General features: G+C 59.0%; 17 protein-coding genes. 6 read left to right on the top strand and 11 right to left on the bottom strand.

The annotated features are described in order from the left end of the window. Nucleotides 1-154 precede the first annotated feature (154 nt). Nucleotides 155-481 carry an ElaB/YgaM/YqjD family protein gene (locus AC1Q8Q_RS09100; RefSeq protein ID WP_020798079.1) on the top strand — a complete coding sequence of 109 codons (327 nt, stop codon included), beginning with the start codon at nucleotides 155-157 and terminating at the stop codon, nucleotides 479-481. Here the strand turns inward: AC1Q8Q_RS09100 and AC1Q8Q_RS09095 are convergent. After that, the gene (locus AC1Q8Q_RS09095; protein ID WP_020798080.1) at nucleotides 454-1371 is read right to left on the bottom strand and encodes a LysR family transcriptional regulator; all 918 of its coding nucleotides are present in this window, start codon (nucleotides 1369-1371) and stop codon (nucleotides 454-456) included. The genes AC1Q8Q_RS09100 and AC1Q8Q_RS09095 overlap by 28 nt on opposite strands. A gap of 112 nt (nucleotides 1372-1483) precedes the next feature. Here AC1Q8Q_RS09095 and trpB point away from each other — a divergent pair, with 112 nt between their 5' ends. Together trpB and trpA are read left to right on the top strand one after the other, a co-directional pair. Next, a complete protein-coding gene (gene trpB, locus AC1Q8Q_RS09090) occupies nucleotides 1484-2719 on the top strand; it encodes a tryptophan synthase subunit beta (protein ID WP_020798081.1) in 1236 nt (411 codons plus the stop codon). Next, entirely contained in the window at nucleotides 2719-3531 is an 813-nt protein-coding gene (gene trpA / locus AC1Q8Q_RS09085; RefSeq protein ID WP_020798082.1) for a tryptophan synthase subunit alpha, read from the top strand. Before trpB ends, trpA begins: the two co-directional genes overlap by 1 nt. Nucleotides 3532-3635: 104 nt before the next feature. Here trpA and AC1Q8Q_RS09080 read toward each other — a convergent pair whose 3' ends face one another. The 10 genes from AC1Q8Q_RS09080 to AC1Q8Q_RS09035 all read right to left on the bottom strand — a co-directional run bounded on the left by AC1Q8Q_RS09080 (nucleotide 3636) and on the right by AC1Q8Q_RS09035 (nucleotide 13521). Then, the gene (locus AC1Q8Q_RS09080; protein WP_432668813.1) at nucleotides 3636-5597 is read right to left on the bottom strand and encodes a DUF7844 domain-containing protein; all 1962 of its coding nucleotides are present in this window, start codon (nucleotides 5595-5597) and stop codon (nucleotides 3636-3638) included. Further along, nucleotides 5594-5914 carry a DUF2388 domain-containing protein gene (locus tag AC1Q8Q_RS09075; protein WP_020798084.1) on the bottom strand — a complete coding sequence of 107 codons (321 nt, stop codon included), beginning with the start codon at nucleotides 5912-5914 and terminating at the stop codon, nucleotides 5594-5596. The genes AC1Q8Q_RS09080 and AC1Q8Q_RS09075 overlap by 4 nt, the downstream gene beginning before the upstream one ends. 28 nt (nucleotides 5915-5942) lie before the next feature. Then, nucleotides 5943-6260: a DUF2388 domain-containing protein gene (locus AC1Q8Q_RS09070; RefSeq protein ID WP_151143788.1), complete on the bottom strand. Its 318-nt coding sequence runs from the start codon at nucleotides 6258-6260 to the stop codon at nucleotides 5943-5945. Between the two features lie 107 nt (nucleotides 6261-6367). Beyond that, the gene (locus AC1Q8Q_RS09065) at nucleotides 6368-6685 is read right to left on the bottom strand and encodes a DUF2388 domain-containing protein (protein WP_008064820.1); all 318 of its coding nucleotides are present in this window, start codon (nucleotides 6683-6685) and stop codon (nucleotides 6368-6370) included. Nucleotides 6686-7021: 336 nt separating this feature from the next. Further along, a complete protein-coding gene (locus tag AC1Q8Q_RS09060) occupies nucleotides 7022-7237 on the bottom strand; it encodes a DUF1127 domain-containing protein (protein WP_007902752.1) in 216 nt (71 codons plus the stop codon). A gap of 319 nt (nucleotides 7238-7556) precedes the next feature. Next, complete coding sequence (gene scpC, locus AC1Q8Q_RS09055) at nucleotides 7557-9050, bottom strand: succinyl-CoA:acetate CoA-transferase ScpC (RefSeq protein WP_020798086.1); 1494 nt, start codon at nucleotides 9048-9050, stop codon at nucleotides 7557-7559. A gap of 215 nt (nucleotides 9051-9265) precedes the next feature. Then, nucleotides 9266-10699 (bottom strand): NAD(P)(+) transhydrogenase (Re/Si-specific) subunit beta, encoded by a 1434-nt coding sequence (locus AC1Q8Q_RS09050; RefSeq protein WP_083349961.1) that lies wholly within the window; start codon nucleotides 10697-10699, stop codon nucleotides 9266-9268. Next, on the bottom strand, nucleotides 10696-11052 hold the full coding sequence (locus tag AC1Q8Q_RS09045) for an NAD(P) transhydrogenase subunit alpha part 2 (RefSeq protein WP_008064823.1): 357 nt from the start codon (nucleotides 11050-11052) through the stop codon (nucleotides 10696-10698). The genes AC1Q8Q_RS09050 and AC1Q8Q_RS09045 overlap by 4 nt, the downstream gene beginning before the upstream one ends. 11 nt (nucleotides 11053-11063) lie before the next feature. Continuing rightward, on the bottom strand, nucleotides 11064-12185 hold the full coding sequence (locus AC1Q8Q_RS09040; protein ID WP_020798088.1) for a Re/Si-specific NAD(P)(+) transhydrogenase subunit alpha: 1122 nt from the start codon (nucleotides 12183-12185) through the stop codon (nucleotides 11064-11066). Between the two features lie 436 nt (nucleotides 12186-12621). Next, complete coding sequence (locus tag AC1Q8Q_RS09035) at nucleotides 12622-13521, bottom strand: LysR family transcriptional regulator (protein ID WP_020798089.1); 900 nt, start codon at nucleotides 13519-13521, stop codon at nucleotides 12622-12624. A 157-nt stretch (nucleotides 13522-13678) separates the two neighbouring features. On the opposite strand from AC1Q8Q_RS09035, the gene AC1Q8Q_RS09030 reads away from it, so the two are divergent. The 3 genes from AC1Q8Q_RS09030 to AC1Q8Q_RS09020 form a co-directional block, all read left to right on the top strand. Continuing rightward, on the top strand, nucleotides 13679-14860 hold the full coding sequence (locus tag AC1Q8Q_RS09030; RefSeq protein WP_008064832.1) for an acyl-CoA dehydrogenase: 1182 nt from the start codon (nucleotides 13679-13681) through the stop codon (nucleotides 14858-14860). Between the two features lie 12 nt (nucleotides 14861-14872). Further along, nucleotides 14873-16093: a CaiB/BaiF CoA transferase family protein gene (locus AC1Q8Q_RS09025; RefSeq protein ID WP_168757040.1), complete on the top strand. Its 1221-nt coding sequence runs from the start codon at nucleotides 14873-14875 to the stop codon at nucleotides 16091-16093. A gap of 64 nt (nucleotides 16094-16157) precedes the next feature. Then, nucleotides 16158-16340: hypothetical protein (locus tag AC1Q8Q_RS09020; protein ID WP_492614985.1), on the top strand; the 183-nt coding region annotated here is incomplete at its 3' end.

The following is a 16340-nucleotide window of genomic DNA, read 5'->3' as shown; positions in this document are numbered from 1 at the left end:
GTTCTCCTTAGGGTGTGAAATACAGCCTAGCAGTGATTTTCTGTCTTACTTCCTTCGGTCGTTGCGACATTGATACTCACATTTACTGCACTTTCTCGAGTCCCTGAAGTCCCAACCAACACACGCCACTCATCAACAATGCAGGAGAGCCACCATGGCCAACAGCTCGTTACGTAAAGCCTCATTGCAAAGCATGGAAGCGGAGATCGAGAGTCTGCTCAAATCCTTGGAAAGCCTGAAGGACGACGCCTCGGACGAGTCGCGTAAAACCCTCAAGGTGCTTAAAGGCAATGCCGAGAACGCTCTGAGGCATTCACGCCATCTGCTCTCGGATGCCTATGAAGAGGTCAAGGTCAAAACCCGTGAAACCGGAATTGCCACTCGGGATTACGCGCAGGAACACCCTTGGACGACTGCTGGTGTTGCCGTTGGTGCGCTGGGCCTGTTGGCGGCCTATTTGCTGTTTAAGCGCGGGGAATGATCTGTCTGGCGCAGCTCAGTCTTGAGCCATTGCGCCAGTTGCCTGGCGCGCCCGTCCGCGGCGCGCTTGGGTAGCCACAGGGCCAGTTGAGCGGGTGTTTCGCAAAATCCCCAAGGGGCGACCAGGCGACCCGCCTTCAGGTCCTCGGCCACCAGCGGCTCGGGAGCAATCGCAACACCCAGTCCGGCTACGGCCGCTTCCAGCAAATAATACAAATGCTCGAAACCTTGGCCGTACTTCAACGCTTTGGCGTCGAGGCCGCTTTGCTGCGCCCAACTGGGCCAGGCTTGCGGTCGCGAAGTGGTATGCAGCAAGGGTTCAGTGAGCAGCGCTGCAGCCGGCGCTGTTTCCAGGTGCTCATAACCGGCGAACCGTGGGCTCATGACCGGGCCGATCCGTTCGCTGGCCAATTCGAAGACCTGCATATCAGCGGGCCAGGGCGGTTCGGCAAATACGAGCAGGGCATCCAGGCCGGGGCGACGGGGATCGAGATCGCCTTCGCCGGCTGACAGGTGCAGGCGCAAATCAGGCAGATCAGCGTTCAGTCGGCCCAGGCGCGGTATGAACCAGCGTGCCAGCAGGCTTCCTGAGCAGCCCAGGACGAACGGTGCATCGGCAGTGCTTTGCGTGAGCTCGGCGCACACCGTGCGCAGGCGTTCGAAGGCGTCGGCGCTGGCATCGCGTAAACGCATGCCGGCATCTGTGAGTTTCAGGCCACGGCCTTCCTTGGTGAACAGGCTCACCCCGAGGTGTTCTTCAAGCACCTTCAGTTGGCGACTGACAGCACCGTGGGTGACATGCAGCTGCTCGGCAGCCTGGCTGACGCTGTTCAGGCGGGCAGTGGCTTCGAAGGCGCGCAAGGCGTTCAGGGGTGGCAGATCGTGGCTCATGATATCTGTGAGTTTTCCTGACAGGTTGTGGCGATCTTATCGGTTTTCAGAGCCTGGCGTCAGGGGTAGAGTTAAGCCCATTGTCATATCACGCATTCAATTGGAGCGCCCCATGACCCAGACTAATCTGCGCAACGGCCCTGACGCCAACGGCCTGTTCGGCGCGTTTGGCGGCCGTTACGTCGCTGAAACCCTGATGCCACTGATCCTTGACCTGGCCCGCGAATACGAAGCGGCCAAGGAAGATCCGGCATTCAAGGAAGAGCTGGCGTACTTCCAGCGCGACTACGTCGGTCGTCCGAGCCCGCTCTATTTCGCCGAACGTCTGACCGAATTCTGTGGCGGCGCGAAGATTTATCTCAAGCGCGAAGAGCTGAACCACACTGGCGCGCACAAGATCAACAACTGCATCGGCCAGATCCTTTTGGCGCGACGCATGGGCAAGAAACGTATCATTGCCGAAACCGGCGCTGGCATGCACGGGGTGGCGACCGCCACCGTGGCTGCGCGTTTTGGCCTGGACTGCGTGATCTACATGGGCACCACCGACATCGAACGCCAGCAGGCCAACGTGTTCCGCATGAAGCTGTTGGGCGCTGAAGTGATCCCGGTCGTGGCCGGCACCGGCACCCTGAAGGATGCGATGAACGAAGCCCTGCGCGACTGGGTGACCAACGTCGACAGCACCTTCTACCTGATCGGCACCGTCGCCGGTCCACACCCTTATCCGGCAATGGTCCGCGACTTCCAGGCCGTTATCGGCAAGGAAACCCGTGACCAGCTGCAAGCCCAGGAAGGCCGCCTGCCGGACAGCCTGGTGGCGTGCATCGGTGGCGGTTCCAATGCCATGGGCCTGTTCCACCCGTTCCTGGATGACAAGAGCGTTGAGATCATCGGCGTGGAGGCGGCCGGCCACGGCATCGAGACCGGCAAGCACGCGGCCAGCCTGAACGGCGGCGTACCGGGTGTGCTGCACGGCAACCGGACCTTCCTGCTGCAGGACGACGATGGCCAGATCATTGACGCACACTCGATCTCCGCTGGTCTGGACTACCCGGGCATCGGCCCGGAGCACGCCTGGTTGCATGACATCGGCCGTGTCCAGTACACCTCGGTGACCGACGACGAAGCGCTCGCTGCATTCCACCAGTGCTGCCGTCTGGAAGGGATCATTCCTGCCCTGGAAAGCGCCCATGCCCTGGCTGAAGTGTTCAAGCGCGCGCCGACGCTGCCGAAGGATCACCTGATGGTGGTCAACCTGTCGGGTCGCGGCGACAAAGACATGCAGACCGTGATGCACCACATGGAACACTCTCAACACGAGCAATCCAAGCAGGAGAAACACTGATGAGCCGCCTGCAAACGCGTTTTGCCGAACTCAAGGAACAGAACCGCGCCGCCCTGGTGACCTTCGTCACCGCCGGCGACCCGGAATACGACACCTCCCTGGCGATCCTCAAGGGTTTGCCAGCCGCTGGCGCCGACGTGATCGAATTGGGCATGCCTTTCACCGATCCGATGGCCGACGGCCCGGCGATCCAGCTCGCCAATATTCGCGCGCTGGCGGCCAAGCAGAACCTGGCGAAAACCCTGGAAATGGTGCGTGAGTTCCGCAAGGACAACAACGAGACGCCACTCGTCCTGATGGGTTACTTCAACCCGATCCACAAGTACGGTGTACCGCGTTTCATCACCGATGCAAAAGAGGCCGGTGTCGATGGCCTGATCGTGGTGGACATGCCGCCCGAGCATAACGGTGAGTTGTGCGACCCGGCCCAGGCCGCCGGTCTCGATTTCATTCGCCTGACTACCCCGACCACTGACGATGTGCGTCTGCCAACAGTCCTTAATGGTAGCTCCGGGTTTGTTTACTACGTATCGGTGGCCGGTGTGACCGGTGCTGGCGCAGCAACCCTGGAACACGTCGAAGAAGCGGTCACTCGTCTGCGCCGTCACACCGATCTGCCGATCAGCATCGGTTTCGGCATTCGCACGCCAGAGCAAGCGGCGTCCATCGCGCGCCTGGCGGACGGAGTGGTGGTGGGTTCGGCACTGATCGATCACATCGCCAATGCCACGACGCCGGAACAGGCGATCGATGGTGTGCTGAGCCTGTGCTCGGCATTGGCCGATGGCGTGCGTAAGGCCCGCGTCAGCTAACGGAACAGTTGCTACACAGAGGAATCAAACCCTCTCGTCACAGGTTGATCAGCAAGATCGAGGGCTTCAGGACAATGTTCTGAAGCCCTTTTGCTTTTTTAGCCTCAAGGCAATTGAAGGCCACCTGCTGCCTTGTGCAATTTACGCAGATGCTCACCGATCTGTTTCACGTTGGCTTCGTTGGCCGCCATTTCCGCTGCGCGGTCTGGATCGAGTAGGGCCCGGACTTCCTTGTCCAGATCCCCGGTCAGTGCCTGAAGCTGCTTCTGCCGCAGGCTGGTCTCCGATTCCAGGCGTTGCCATTCAGCAGGTTGTGGCAAGCCATACCCGCCGCTGCCGAGTAATTCCGCCGGACGACTGAGGAAACCGCTGTTATCGAGAATTTGCCTCAGTGTCGCGTTGGCTTTGTCCATTCCGCCGTTTTTCAGCTCACGGGCACCCAGATAACGTTGTTTGACCTCGTCCTGGGCCAGAAGCAACTGCTGGCGATAGCTTGCCTGTTCCAGTAAGAGCAATGCCGCGCTGGTGCGCAAATCTGCCTGATCGAACCATTGGCGGCGTTGTGCGGCGGTCAGGGACAGCCAGTCTTCGACCTTCTCCTGTTTGATCGGTAGCTGTTTTCTCAATACCTCGAACATTGCTTGATAGCGATCGCGGAAAGAGTCAAAGCGATAGCCCAGGCGAAGCGCCTCACGTGGATCGTCCAGCACGCTGGTATCCGCCAGACCGCGCCCCTTGAGCACCTCCAGCAAACCATTGGGCATGATGTTGTCCAGGGCAACCAGTTTTGAGTTGTTGGTGCCGCCACGCAATAACTTCAGCTCTTCGACAGCGCAGTTGTTCGACAGGAAGAAGTAGTTGCCGTCGTAACTCCAGTGCATCTCTGCGGCACGCTCCACCACGTTTTCAACCTCTTCACGAGACAGGTTCAGTGGCACGGAGGCGAGGCTGCGTAACTCGGTCTTGGTGTATTCGTCGATCACTTGGGCCAGCGGCAACACGAACAGGCGTGAGGGGTATTTACCCACCAGTCCATCCCAACTCGATAGTTGCACGTCGCCCACGAACGCACGGTAGGACAACACCAGGTGCTGGTCCAGGTCCAGGCGGCAATCCGGCCCGCGTGGCCGGCCAGGTGCACAGATCACCAGGCGCAACATGCTGTGGCCCCAACGGCTGACCCAGTTCTGATTGGCCTCTGCCAGTAGATAGTCGACGGCGTAGACCCGCTCCGGATCGACCTGGCCCAAAGGCGTCTTGGCAAAGTCATTGCCGGCGTTGAGGAATGCGAAGGTCTTGCCGCAATCGTTCTTGGCCGCAGGTGCCCAGCCGAAACGCTCCTTGTAGTAGCGGTACAGCGCAGGGCGACGACAGGCGTAGCTCGGGTCGAGGAGGAAATACTCCATGTTGACCGCGACGAATTCCTTGGGGCTGCTGGTCTCGTAGATATCCGGGCTGCGGGCGATCTGACGGTTGTGCTGTTCGCGCTCGCCCCGACGGCCAACGTACTGTTGCCAGCCGGCAAGGTCGAGCAGGCGCGGATCATCGCTCAAGGTAAAGCGTCTATCGGACTGCCCACGGCATTGATCGGGAATACCGATCAGCCCTGAACTGCCGCTGCGTTGGGTGCAGCGCTGGATCAGCGTGCGTTCCGCGTTTGGCCAGAGGCGCGAGCGATCATAAATATGGGTCAGCTCATGCAGCACCGTCGCGAGCATTTCCCGGCGCACAGTGCCATGGGGGCGATAGGTTTTCTTGGTGGCGGCGCTGCCATCGGTGAGGCTCGCCAACAAATTGCGATTCAGATCGAGTTCGGAAACCAGCGACGCCTGACCGTAGGCATCGCTGCGCATTTTATCGGTCCAGCCGACGTCGATACGCCGGTCGAGTTGCTCGATGAACCGTGGCGGCAATGCCTGCATGGCTTCATCAAGCAACGCCTGGCTGGCCCGCTGTTGCGCCGGGCTAAGGCCTTCGGTCTTGAGGTGTAGTTCGAGGTCGGCGTGGGCCGTGCTGCCAAACAGCAGCAGGGCCCCGGCCAACAGCCAGGAAGCTGGAGACCTCACAGTGCGAGGATGGCTTCGGCGAGATCCTGATCACTGGCATCGCGGGCTTCAGGAACGCGAGTGCGCAACAAATTGAGTGCAGATTCCAAGTGTGCACCACGAATATCGCCGTTGCTGGCGACGAAACTGGCGGCATCGTCCTGGGCTTCACGGACGATTTTAGAGTCGCGGATCGACGTCGTGGTGTCGGAAGTGAAATCCAGTGTGCGCTGGGTGGCACGAATGAGGATGTTGCTGGTGGCAACCAGGGTTTGGGCCTGGGCCACATCAGCCAACAACAATAGGCCAAGGGTGGCAACAATCAGCGGGTTACGCATGGAACGACTCCGGAGAAACATGGGATAACTATTGGACGAGAATTGCTCGTGCCAGTTCAAGGTCACTGGCATGAAGTTTTGGCTGGGCCTGGCGCAGGTAATTCAAGGCCGACTCCAGTCGTGCGCCTCTCATTCGACCATCACTGGCGATGAATACCGCGGCATCATCCCGGGCGTTGAGGAGCAGTTTATGATCGAAGGGGGCAGAGGTCACCAGGCCTGTGGCATAAACGCTGGCCACGATGCCTTGGGTAGACAGGTTAAACGCGTCGAAGGCATGGGCTGCCCCCGAATAGCAGGCTGCTAGAAAGACTGGAGCAACCAGCAGGTTTGAAAGAAAACGCATGAGACTCGACAGTTGAATGTGAGTCCCAAGGCTAGCGCAAGGCCCGGGCTAGAGCCAGCGCTGAAACATTGGGACACGTCACGCGTGTCCCCCATCATGGAAAACGCTTAGATGGTCAGGATGGCTTGCGCCAGCTGGGCGTCTGTTGCATTCAGTTGCGGAGCCTGGTGGCGAATGTGATCGAGTGCGCTTTCCAGTTTTACCCCACGAATCGAACCTTCGCTGGCGACGAAGCTGGCAGCGTCGTCACGGGCCGCGAGCACGATCTTGTCGTCCTTGAACGAAGACGTCACGTCGGAGGTGGCGTCGGACGTGGCTTTGAGTGCACCGACGACGGCATCGGTGGTCACGATGAAGCTGGTGGCGTGGGCATTGGCAGCCACGGCAAGCAGGGCTGCAGCGCTGAGCAGACGAAGACGGGACATGGTGTAACTCCTTTGGATAAGACGATAAAGGTGGCGCAGTGTCTGGTGATTCAGACGCCAGACACTCGGGGGGCGCCACGTTCTGGCTTGATATTAGGCCTGAGCAGGTCGTTTCGAACAGCCTATAAGAGAAAAGGTTGCTAAAAATCAGTTCGAGCGGTCGATAGTCGATTGCAAACTGTAATGGTCTGATCCTGAACTATAAAAACTGTACCTGTTTGCGCATTGATAACACCTGAAACGACAAAGCCCGTCGTGGAGTCCCACGACGGGCTTTGTTTGTGCAATTCGGGTTGCTGGCGGTGGACCCTGCGGGTCAGAGCCAGCGACGCTGACTTAGCGCCAGAACGGCTTGCTCAGCTCTTCGTAGCGTTGTGCTTCGCTAATCCCGGCGTCAGCCAGCAGACGCGAATCCAGGCGAGCCAGTTGGTGGCGGCTGGAGATGCGGCGCTGCCACAGCATCAGGTTGGCGATAACGCGCAGAGGCATGGAAGCCTGGGTTTTTGCAGCAGTGTCTTCGAAGAACAGTTCGGAACTGAGTGTACGTTCCATGGTTTTCATCCTTCCGCTTATGGCGGGATTAGGTAGTGGCTTAACTGGTGCCCATGATCCTCTTGTTTGCCTAGTCTCTGTAGATACAGTTCATCTGTATTGTGAGAGCTCAGTTAACTGTTTATAGGGGGTGTACTGGTCAAAAATGAGGCAACTGTATCTATCTGCGCCATTATGGTGCGATTTTACTGATTTGGCGGAGTGGAGTAGGAAAATTCGGTAGGAAATGACCGGTACAGCAGTACAGTTTTTGTCAGATTACGAGGTGACAACAGCAAGCTGACGAAACTGTGTTTGCGTCAGCTGCCATCTGTATCAATCAAACAGCGATCATTCTCCCGGTTTCTTCCAGGTTCATGTGCCAGCTCAGTGCATCACGCAGGATATGGGGCGTGTGTCCGCCGATGGCGCAGGCGGCCGTGAAGTAGTCGTTCAGTGCCTGGCGATAATCTGGATGTACGCAGTTGTCGATGATGACGCGTGCCCGCTCCCGGGGTGCCAGGCCGCGCAGGTCCGCCAGGCCGACTTCGGTGACGAGGATGTCGACATCATGTTCGGTATGGTCAACGTGGCTGACCATCGGCACCACGCTGGAAATCGCCCCGCCCTTGGCGATCGACTTGGTGACGAAAATCGCCAAGTGCGCGTTGCGCGCGAAGTCGCCCGAGCCGCCAATGCCGTTCATCATCCGCGTGCCGCAGACATGGGTGGAGTTGACGTTGCCATAGATATCGAATTCAAGGGCGGTGTTGATGCCGATGATACCGAGGCGGCGGACCACTTCCGGGTGGTTGGAGATTTCCTGAGGGCGCAGCACCAGTTTGTCCTTGTAGCGCTCCAGGTTGCCGAATACGTCAGCGTTGCGGCGACTCGACAAGGTGATCGAACTGCCAGAGGCAAAACTCAACTTGCCGGCATCGATCAAGTCGAACGTCGAGTCCTGAAGCACCTCGGAGTACATGGTCAGGTCTTCGAATGGCGAATCGATCAAACCACACATCACGGAGTTGGCGATGGTGCCGATCCCGGCCTGCAGTGGGCCGAGCTTGTTGGTCATGCGTCCCGCGCCGACTTCTTGCTTGAAGAAGTCGATCAGGTGATCGGCGATCGCTTGGGTATCCACGTCCGGAGGCAGCACGGTGGACGGTGAGTCGGACTGATTGGTGACCACGATCGCGACGATCTTTTCCGGTGGAATCGGGATGGCGGTGCTGCCAATGCGATCGTCGACCTTGACCAAGGGAATCGGCGTACGGGTCGGGCGATAGGTCGGGATATAGATGTCGTGCAGACCTTCGAGGTTGGGGTTGTGCGCCAGATTGATCTCGACGATCACGTGCTTGGCGAAAATCGCGAAGCTGGCCGAGTTGCCCACGGAAGTGGTCGGCACGATATGACCTTGCTCGGTAATGGCCACGGCTTCGATCACCGCGATGTCCGGCAGCTTCAGTTGCTGGTTGCGCAATTGCTCGACGGTTTCCGAGAGGTGCTGGTCAATGAACATCACATCGCCAGCGTTGATCGCCTTGCGCAAGGTGCTGTCCACCTGGAACGGCATGCGTCGTGACAATACGCCGGCTTCTGTGAGCTGTTTGTCGAGGTCGTTGCCCAGGCTGGCGCCGGTCATCAGGCTGATCTTCAGCGGGGAGGCTTTGGCCCGTTCGGCCAGTGCGTGGGGCACGGCCTTGGCTTCGCCGGCACGGGTGAAGCCGCTCATGCCGACGGTCATGCCGTCCTCAATCAGAGCGGCAGCCTCGGCGGCGCTCATCACTTTATCCAACAACGAAGGCAGGCGAATACGGTCACGGTACATGGATTGTTATCTCGGGCAACGGGTAGCAGGACATGCAGTCTATTGAATTTCACGGCGCTGTGTCCCGCTACCAAGGTCGCAAACGAGGTGTCTATTCCGGTGCTTTAAGACAAAACACCGTTACCGTTTCGGTAACAACGCGACGGTTTGACCATTGATTTGCACAAACAAAAACGCCCCGACGAGTCGGGGCGTTGTGGCACTGCGAAACGGTCTTACTCGACGGCTTTAACCATGTCTTCGATGACTTTCTTGGCGTCGCCGAAGACCATCATGGTTTTGTCCAGGTAGAACAGCTCGTTGTCCAGGCCGGCATAGCCGCTGGCCATCGAGCGCTTGTTGACGATGATGGTCTTGGCCTTGAACGCTTCGAGGATCGGCATGCCGGCAATCGGCGATTTCGGATCGTTCTTCGCCGCCGGGTTGACCACGTCGTTCGCGCCCAACACCAGTACCACGTCGGCCTGGCCGAACTCGGAGTTGATGTCGTCCATCTCGAACACCTGGTCGTAAGGCACTTCGGCCTCGGCCAGCAGTACGTTCATGTGGCCAGGCATGCGACCGGCAACCGGGTGGATCGCGTACTTCACGGTCACGCCACGGTGGGTCAGCTTCTCGGTCAGTTCCTTCAGCGCATGCTGGGCCCGCGCTACCGCCAGGCCGTAGCCCGGAACGATGATCACGGTGTCGGCGTTGGTCAGCAGGAAGGTTGCATCGTCAGCCGAACCGGATTTCACCGGACGCGCTTCTTTCGAGCCTGCAGGGCCTGCGTCCGCCGTGTTGCCGAAACCGCCGAGCAATACGTTGAAGAACGAACGGTTCATCGCCTTGCACATGATGTACGAAAGAATCGCGCCGGACGAACCGACCAGCGAGCCGGCAATGATCAGCATCGAGTTGTTCAGCGAGAAGCCGATACCCGCCGCCGCCCAGCCCGAGTAGCTGTTGAGCATGGACACGACGACCGGCATGTCGGCACCGCCGATCGGGATGATGATCAGCACGCCAAGCACGAAGGCCAGCGCCAGCATCACGGCGAAAGCGGTGTAGTCGCCGGTGAGCATGAAGGTCACGCCCAGGGCCAGTGTGGCCAGGCCGAGCAGCAGGTTCAGCTTGTGCTGACCGCCAAACTGTACTGGCGCGCCCTGGAACAGGCGGAACTTGTACTTGCCCGCCAGTTTGCCGAAGGCAATGACCGAACCGGAGAAGGTGATCGCACCGATGGCAGCGCCGAGGAACAACTCCAGGCGGTTACCGGCCGGGATCGCATCGCCGAGGTTCTGGACGATACCCAGCGACTGTGGCTCGACCACGGCGGCCACGGCGATAAACACCGCCGCCAGGCCGATCATGCTGTGCATGAAGGCGACCAGTTCGGGCATCTTGGTCATTTCAACACGTTTGGCCATGATCGTACCGACAGTGCCGCCGATCAGCAGGCCGACGATCACGTAGACGATACCGTCGTGGGCCAGCTCGGCGCCCAGCTTGTAGATCAGGCCAACCGTGGTGAGGATCGCCAGGCCCATGCCGAGCATGCCGAACAGGTTGCCGCGACGCGACGTGGTTGGGTGCGAGAGTCCCTTGAGCGCCTGGATGAAGCAGACCGAGGCGATCAAATACAGGGAAGTAACCAGATTCATGCTCATGCTTGCTGCACCTCAGCCTTGATTGCTTCGGCCTTGGCTGCCGGAGCTTTTGCTGGAGCCGCTTTCTTCTTGAACATTTCCAGCATGCGCCGGGTAACCAGGAAGCCACCGAACACGTTCACTGCGGCCAGGGCCACGGCGAGGGTGCCCATGGTCTTGCCCAGTGGGGTCACGGTGAGGGCGGCAGCCAGCATGGCGCCGACGATGACGATGGCCGAGATCGCGTTGGTCACGGCCATCAGAGGGGTGTGCAGTGCAGGGGTCACGTTCCAGACCACGTGGTAGCCGACATAGATGGCCAGCACGAAGATGATCAGGTTGTAGATACCGTGAGAGATCAGCATGTCTTCCATTGTTTTTATCCTCAGCCGTTCTTGCGCACGATCTGGCCGTCGCGGCACATCAGGCACGCGGCGACGATATCGTCTTCAAGGTTGATCACCAGTTGTCCTTCTTTATCGAACAACAGTTTCATGAAGTCCAGCAGGTTGCGTGCATACAGTGCCGAGGCGTCGGCAGCGACTGCGGCCGCCAGGTTGGTCGGGCCAACGATGGTCACACCGTTTTCGACAACCACCTGGTCGGCCACGGTCAGCGGGCAGTTACCGCCTTGGGCAGCCGCCAGGTCGATGACCACCGAGCCCGGTTTCATCTGTGCCACGGTCTCTGCACTGAGCAGCGTCGGTGCCTTGCGACCCGGAATCAGCGCCGTGGTAATGACGATGTCAGCCTGTTTGGCGCGTTCGTGCACGGCCACGGCCTGGCGCTGCATCCAGCTGGCAGGCATCGGGCGAGCGTAACCGCCGACACCGACAGCGCATTCGCGCTCTTCATCGGTCTCGTAAGGCACGTCGACGAACTTGGCGCCCAGGGATTCGATCTGTTCTTTTACCGCCGGACGCACGTCAGACGCTTCGATCACCGCACCCAGGCGCTTGGCCGTAGCGATGGCCTGCAGCCCGGCAACACCGGCGCCGAGAATCAGCACCCGCGCCGCTTTCACGGTGCCCGCGGCGGTCATCAGCATCGGCATGAAGCGCGGATAGTGATGAGCGGCCAGCAACACGGCTTTATAGCCGGCGATGTTGGCTTGCGAGGACAGCACGTCCAGGCTCTGTGCGCGCGAGGTGCGAGGAGCAGCCTCCAAGGCAAAGGCAGTAATGCCGCACTCAGCCATCTTGGCGATGGTTTCGTTGTTGAACGGATTGAGCATCCCCACCACAACGGTGCCGCTCTTAATCAGCGCAAGCTCGCTGTCGCTGGGGGCGACCACCTTCAAAATCAGCTCTGCACCAAACGCCTCGCTGGCACTGCCAATGGCCGCGCCTGCGGCTTCATAGGCACTGTCGACAACACTGGCATTGACGCCGGCGCCGCTTTGTACAGTGACCTTATGACCCTGGCCGATCAGCTTCTTGATGGTTTCGGGGGTTGCAGCAACCCGTGTTTCACCGGTCTGGGTTTCGAGAGGAACACCAATGTGCACGTCAAATCTCCTGCGTGATCTTATTGAGTAAACCCATGCACTACGGATGGTGCGGCTGGGGCGGCCGATCAGCACGACCCCGCTAAATTCAGGCGGGGCGCGGCATTTTGCAGGCGAACTTTGTGCCCTTACAAGGGATTATGACGGGTGACGGAAAATTAACTACAAGTCACCCCGTGACCGAATGTCGCAACCAAACGGCTCAATCCCTTGTAGGCCGTGCCTTTCGGGCATTTTGGCGCAAATCCAACAATTTACACATCGGCCATATGAATGATGCGGAATCGACCTGGAATAGTGGCGCAAAGCCGCGTCTTCAGGCGCTTGTGGCACGTTTGTACTGCTTCGTCGTACAGTTTCTCTCTATGCGACAATTACTTATATCTGTAGGGTTTTCAGTTTTCTGACTACGAGGTCAGATAAGTTCTGCAGGCCTTTATCCTTCTAGGCTGTAGCCATGGGCCTGATTTACCAGCCAGTCCCGAAAAGCCCTTAAAGACGCCGATTCGACCTTTCTCTCCGGAATCATCAGGTAATAGGCCTTTATGCTGGAGAGCGCCTGCGGGTTGGCGATCACCAGGCGAGCCTCGGCCAATTCGCGCTGAATCAGGAACGGCGGGATCAGTGCAATCCCCATGTCGTGCATCGCCGCCTGGGCCAGCATGGAGAATAGCTCGTAGCGCGGCCCTGTCATGTCGCGTGGGACGTTCAGGTGCTGAGAGTCGAACCATTGGCGCCAGGCGTAGGGGCGGGTGGTCTGTTGCAGAAGGGGAAGGTCGGCGATTTCAGCGGCTGTCAGGGCATTTTTTTGGCCCAATAGGTTGGGGCTGCACACGGGCATCGGATTTTCGCCCATCAGTCTGTGGGATTCAGTACCCGACCAATCCGCATCACCGAAGTAGATCGCTGCGTCGAAATCGGTGTCGGCAAACAGAAACGGCCGTGTGCGGTTGGTCAGGTTGACTGTTACTTCCGGGTGTTTCTGTTGAAAGTCCTTGAGCCTGGGCAGCAGCCACTGGGTCCCGAACGTTGGAACTACGGCCAGTTCTATGACGTTGGCCCCCTGTTGGCCCATCACGGACAGGGTGTCGCGCTCAACCGCATCGAGTTGGGTGGCAACCCGGCGACTGTAGGAAAGACCCGCCTCCGTCAGCTTGACCCCGCGTCGGGAGCGTCGGAACAGTTCCACGCCCAGGAACTCCTCGAGGCTGGCGATCTGTCGACAAATTGCCCCTTGGGTCAGCGAAAGCTCCTGGGCTGCCTTGGTAAAGCTTTCATGGCGGGCGGCGGCTTCAAAACTGATCAGGGCCGTTGTACTGGGTATTTTCCTGCGCATGTACGTCAACCTCACTAATACATCGCCTTAAATGGCTTTTGCGACATCTCGGAGTGAGAAATTAGCACAACAGTATGCGAAATCCTCGTTTGCCCAGATGGCGAACCCGGCCTAGGATCACTGCACGTTATTTGACCTGTTTCGAGAGGACACACTCATGGCCGGTAAAGCTAGCTTCAACTGGATCGATCCCCTGCTGCTGGATCAACAGCTCACCGAAGAAGAGCGCATGATCCGCGACACCGCTGCGCAGTTCGCTCAGCAGAGTCTCGCGCCGCGTGTGCTCGAAGCCTTCCGCCATGAAAAGACCGATCCGGCGATCTTCCGTGAAATGGGCGAAGTGGGTCTGCTGGGTGCAACCATTCCCGAGCAGTACGGTGGCAGCGGCCTGAACTACGTCAGCTACGGTTTGATTGCGCGTGAAGTCGAGCGCGTCGACTCAGGCTACCGTTCGATGATGAGCGTGCAATCCTCGCTGGTAATGGTGCCGATCAATGAATTCGGTACTGAAGCCCAGAAACAGAAGTACCTGCCAAAACTGGCGTCGGGCGAGTGGATCGGCTGCTTTGGCCTGACCGAGCCAAACCATGGCTCCGATCCAGGTGCAATGATCACCCGTGCACGGAAAGTGGAAGGCGGCTATAGCCTGACCGGCAGCAAGATGTGGATCACCAACAGCCCGATCGCCGACGTATTCGTGGTTTGGGGCAAGGACGATGCCGGCGACATCCGCGGCTTCGTTCTGGAGAAGGGCTGGAAAGGCCTGAGCGCTCCGGCGATTCACGGCAAGGTTGGCCTGCGGGCATCGATCACCGGCGAGATCGTCATGGACAACGTGTTCGTTCCGGAAGAAAACATCTTCCCTGACGTCCGAGGCCTGAAAGGTCCTTTCACCTGCTTGAACTCGGCCCGTTACGGCATCTCCTGGGGGGCGCTGGGCGCCGCTGAGTTCTGCTGGCACACCGCTCGCCAATACACCCTGGATCGTCAGCAGTTCGGTCGCCCATTGGCCGCTACCCAGTTGATCCAGAAGAAGCTGGCCGACATGCAGACCGAAATCACCCTGGCGCTGCAAGGCTGCCTGCGTCTGGGGCGCATGAAGGACGAAGGCACCGCGGCGGTTGAAATTACCTCGATGATGAAGCGCAACTCCTGCGGCAAATCCCTGGATATCGCGCGCATGGCCCGCGACATGCTGGGCGGTAACGGTATCTCGGATGAATTCGGCGTTGCTCGTCATCTGGTCAACCTGGAAGTGGTGAATACCTATGAGGGTACGCATGACGTCCACGCGCTGATCCTCGGTCGCGCTCAGACCGGCATCCAGGCGTTCTATTAACAGGAGAACGTCATGGGCGCGCTTTCACATCTACGGGTACTGGATTTATCGCGGGTGTTGGCTGGGCCATGGTCCGGCCAGATCCTCGCCGACCTTGGCGCTGAAGTGATCAAGGTCGAGCGTCCGGGCAATGGCGATGACACGCGCGCCTGGGGCCCTCCGTTCCTCAAGGACGCCTATGGCGAGAACACCAGCGAGGCTGCCTATTACTTGTCGGCCAACCGCAACAAGCAATCGGTCACCATCGACTTCACGCGTCCAGAGGGGCAGAAGCTGGTGCGTGACTTGGCGGCCAAGTCGGACATCCTCATCGAGAATTTCAAGGTCGGCGGTCTGGCGGCCTACGGTCTGGACTATGAGTCGCTGAAAGCGATCAATCCTGATCTGATTTATTGCTCGATCACCGGGTTTGGGCAAACCGGTCCCTACGCCAAGCGCGCAGGTTATGACTTCATGATCCAGGGCCTTGGTGGGCTGATGAGCTTGACGGGTCGACCTGAAGGCGAAGAGGGTGCTGGGCCGGTCAAGGTGGGTGTGGCGCTGACGGACATCCTCACGGGGCTGTATTCCACTGTGGCTATCCTGGCCGCGCTTGCGCATCGAGACCACGATGGTGGTGGGCAGCATATCGATATGGCATTGCTGGATGTTCAGGTCGCCTGTTTGGCCAATCAGGCGATGAACTACCTGACAACGGGCAATGCGCCAAAGCGCCTGGGCAATGCACACCCGAACATCGTGCCTTATCAGGACTTCCCTACGGCTGATGGCGACTTCATCCTGACGGTCGGGAATGACGGGCAGTTTCGCAAGTTTGCCGAAGTGGCTGGGCAGCCTCAGTGGGCGGACGATCCGCGTTTTGCAACCAACAAGCTGCGGGTGGCAAACAGGGCGGTGCTGATCCCCCTGATCCGTCAGGCTACGGTGTTCAAGACTACCGCCGAATGGGTCGCTCAGTTGGAACAGGCTGGTGTGCCGTGCGGCCCCATCAATGACCTGGCGCAGATGTTTGAAGATCCCCAGGTCAAGGCGCGCGGGTTGGCCATCGAGTTGCCTCACGTACTGGCTGGCATGGTGCCCCAGGTGGCCAGTCCTATACGGTTGTCCAAGACGCCAGTGGAGTATCGCTATGCACCGCCTTTGCTGGGCGAGCATACGCTGGAGGTTTTGCAGCGGGTGCTGAGTCTGGATGCTGGCGCCGTGTCTGCACTCAGAGATTCGGGAGTCCTCTGATAGGCCCTTCTATATAGAGGAGTGCTTACTCCTCTATATAGGTTTCAATCTGAGTTTTTGGCGCTTGCTGCAAGTTGTTGATAGAAAAGCGGAATCAATGCTTGACGGCAGATTCTGGAAGCCTATAATTCGCCCCACTTCCGGCGCAGTCGAAACGGAAAACTCCTTGGTAAACAATGAGTTACGAAGTTTTCGGCAGCAGGTTGCTTCAGTTCATCGAAGCGCCAAGGAAGTTGAAAAAGAGGTG

Source organism: Pseudomonas sp. GW823-FHT06B06, assembly GCF_058795195.1.
Note: the sequence above shows the minus strand (reverse complement) of the source record. Positions and strands in the feature narration are given on the sequence as shown.

What these genes read in the sequence shown, in the direction of transcription:
- AC1Q8Q_RS09100 (WP_020798079.1), top strand. Translation starts at nt 155, where the DNA reads ATGGCCAACAGCTCGTTACGTAAAGCCTCATTGCAAAGCATGGAAGCG.
- AC1Q8Q_RS09095 (WP_020798080.1), bottom strand. Translation starts at nt 1,371, where the DNA reads ATGAGCCACGATCTGCCACCCCTGAACGCCTTGCGCGCCTTCGAAGCC.
- trpB (WP_020798081.1), top strand. Translation starts at nt 1,484, where the DNA reads ATGACCCAGACTAATCTGCGCAACGGCCCTGACGCCAACGGCCTGTTC.
- trpA (WP_020798082.1), top strand. Translation starts at nt 2,719, where the DNA reads ATGAGCCGCCTGCAAACGCGTTTTGCCGAACTCAAGGAACAGAACCGC.
- AC1Q8Q_RS09075 (WP_020798084.1), bottom strand. Translation starts at nt 5,914, where the DNA reads ATGCGTAACCCGCTGATTGTTGCCACCCTTGGCCTATTGTTGTTGGCT.
- AC1Q8Q_RS09070 (WP_151143788.1), bottom strand. Translation starts at nt 6,260, where the DNA reads ATGCGTTTTCTTTCAAACCTGCTGGTTGCTCCAGTCTTTCTAGCAGCC.
- AC1Q8Q_RS09065 (WP_008064820.1), bottom strand. Translation starts at nt 6,685, where the DNA reads ATGTCCCGTCTTCGTCTGCTCAGCGCTGCAGCCCTGCTTGCCGTGGCT.
- AC1Q8Q_RS09060 (WP_007902752.1), bottom strand. Translation starts at nt 7,237, where the DNA reads ATGGAACGTACACTCAGTTCCGAACTGTTCTTCGAAGACACTGCTGCA.
- scpC (WP_020798086.1), bottom strand. Translation starts at nt 9,050, where the DNA reads ATGTACCGTGACCGTATTCGCCTGCCTTCGTTGTTGGATAAAGTGATG.
- AC1Q8Q_RS09050 (WP_083349961.1), bottom strand. Translation starts at nt 10,699, where the DNA reads ATGAGCATGAATCTGGTTACTTCCCTGTATTTGATCGCCTCGGTCTGC.
- AC1Q8Q_RS09045 (WP_008064823.1), bottom strand. Translation starts at nt 11,052, where the DNA reads ATGGAAGACATGCTGATCTCTCACGGTATCTACAACCTGATCATCTTC.
- AC1Q8Q_RS09035 (WP_020798089.1), bottom strand. Translation starts at nt 13,521, where the DNA reads ATGCGCAGGAAAATACCCAGTACAACGGCCCTGATCAGTTTTGAAGCC.
- AC1Q8Q_RS09030 (WP_008064832.1), top strand. Translation starts at nt 13,679, where the DNA reads ATGGCCGGTAAAGCTAGCTTCAACTGGATCGATCCCCTGCTGCTGGAT.
- AC1Q8Q_RS09025 (WP_168757040.1), top strand. Translation starts at nt 14,873, where the DNA reads ATGGGCGCGCTTTCACATCTACGGGTACTGGATTTATCGCGGGTGTTG.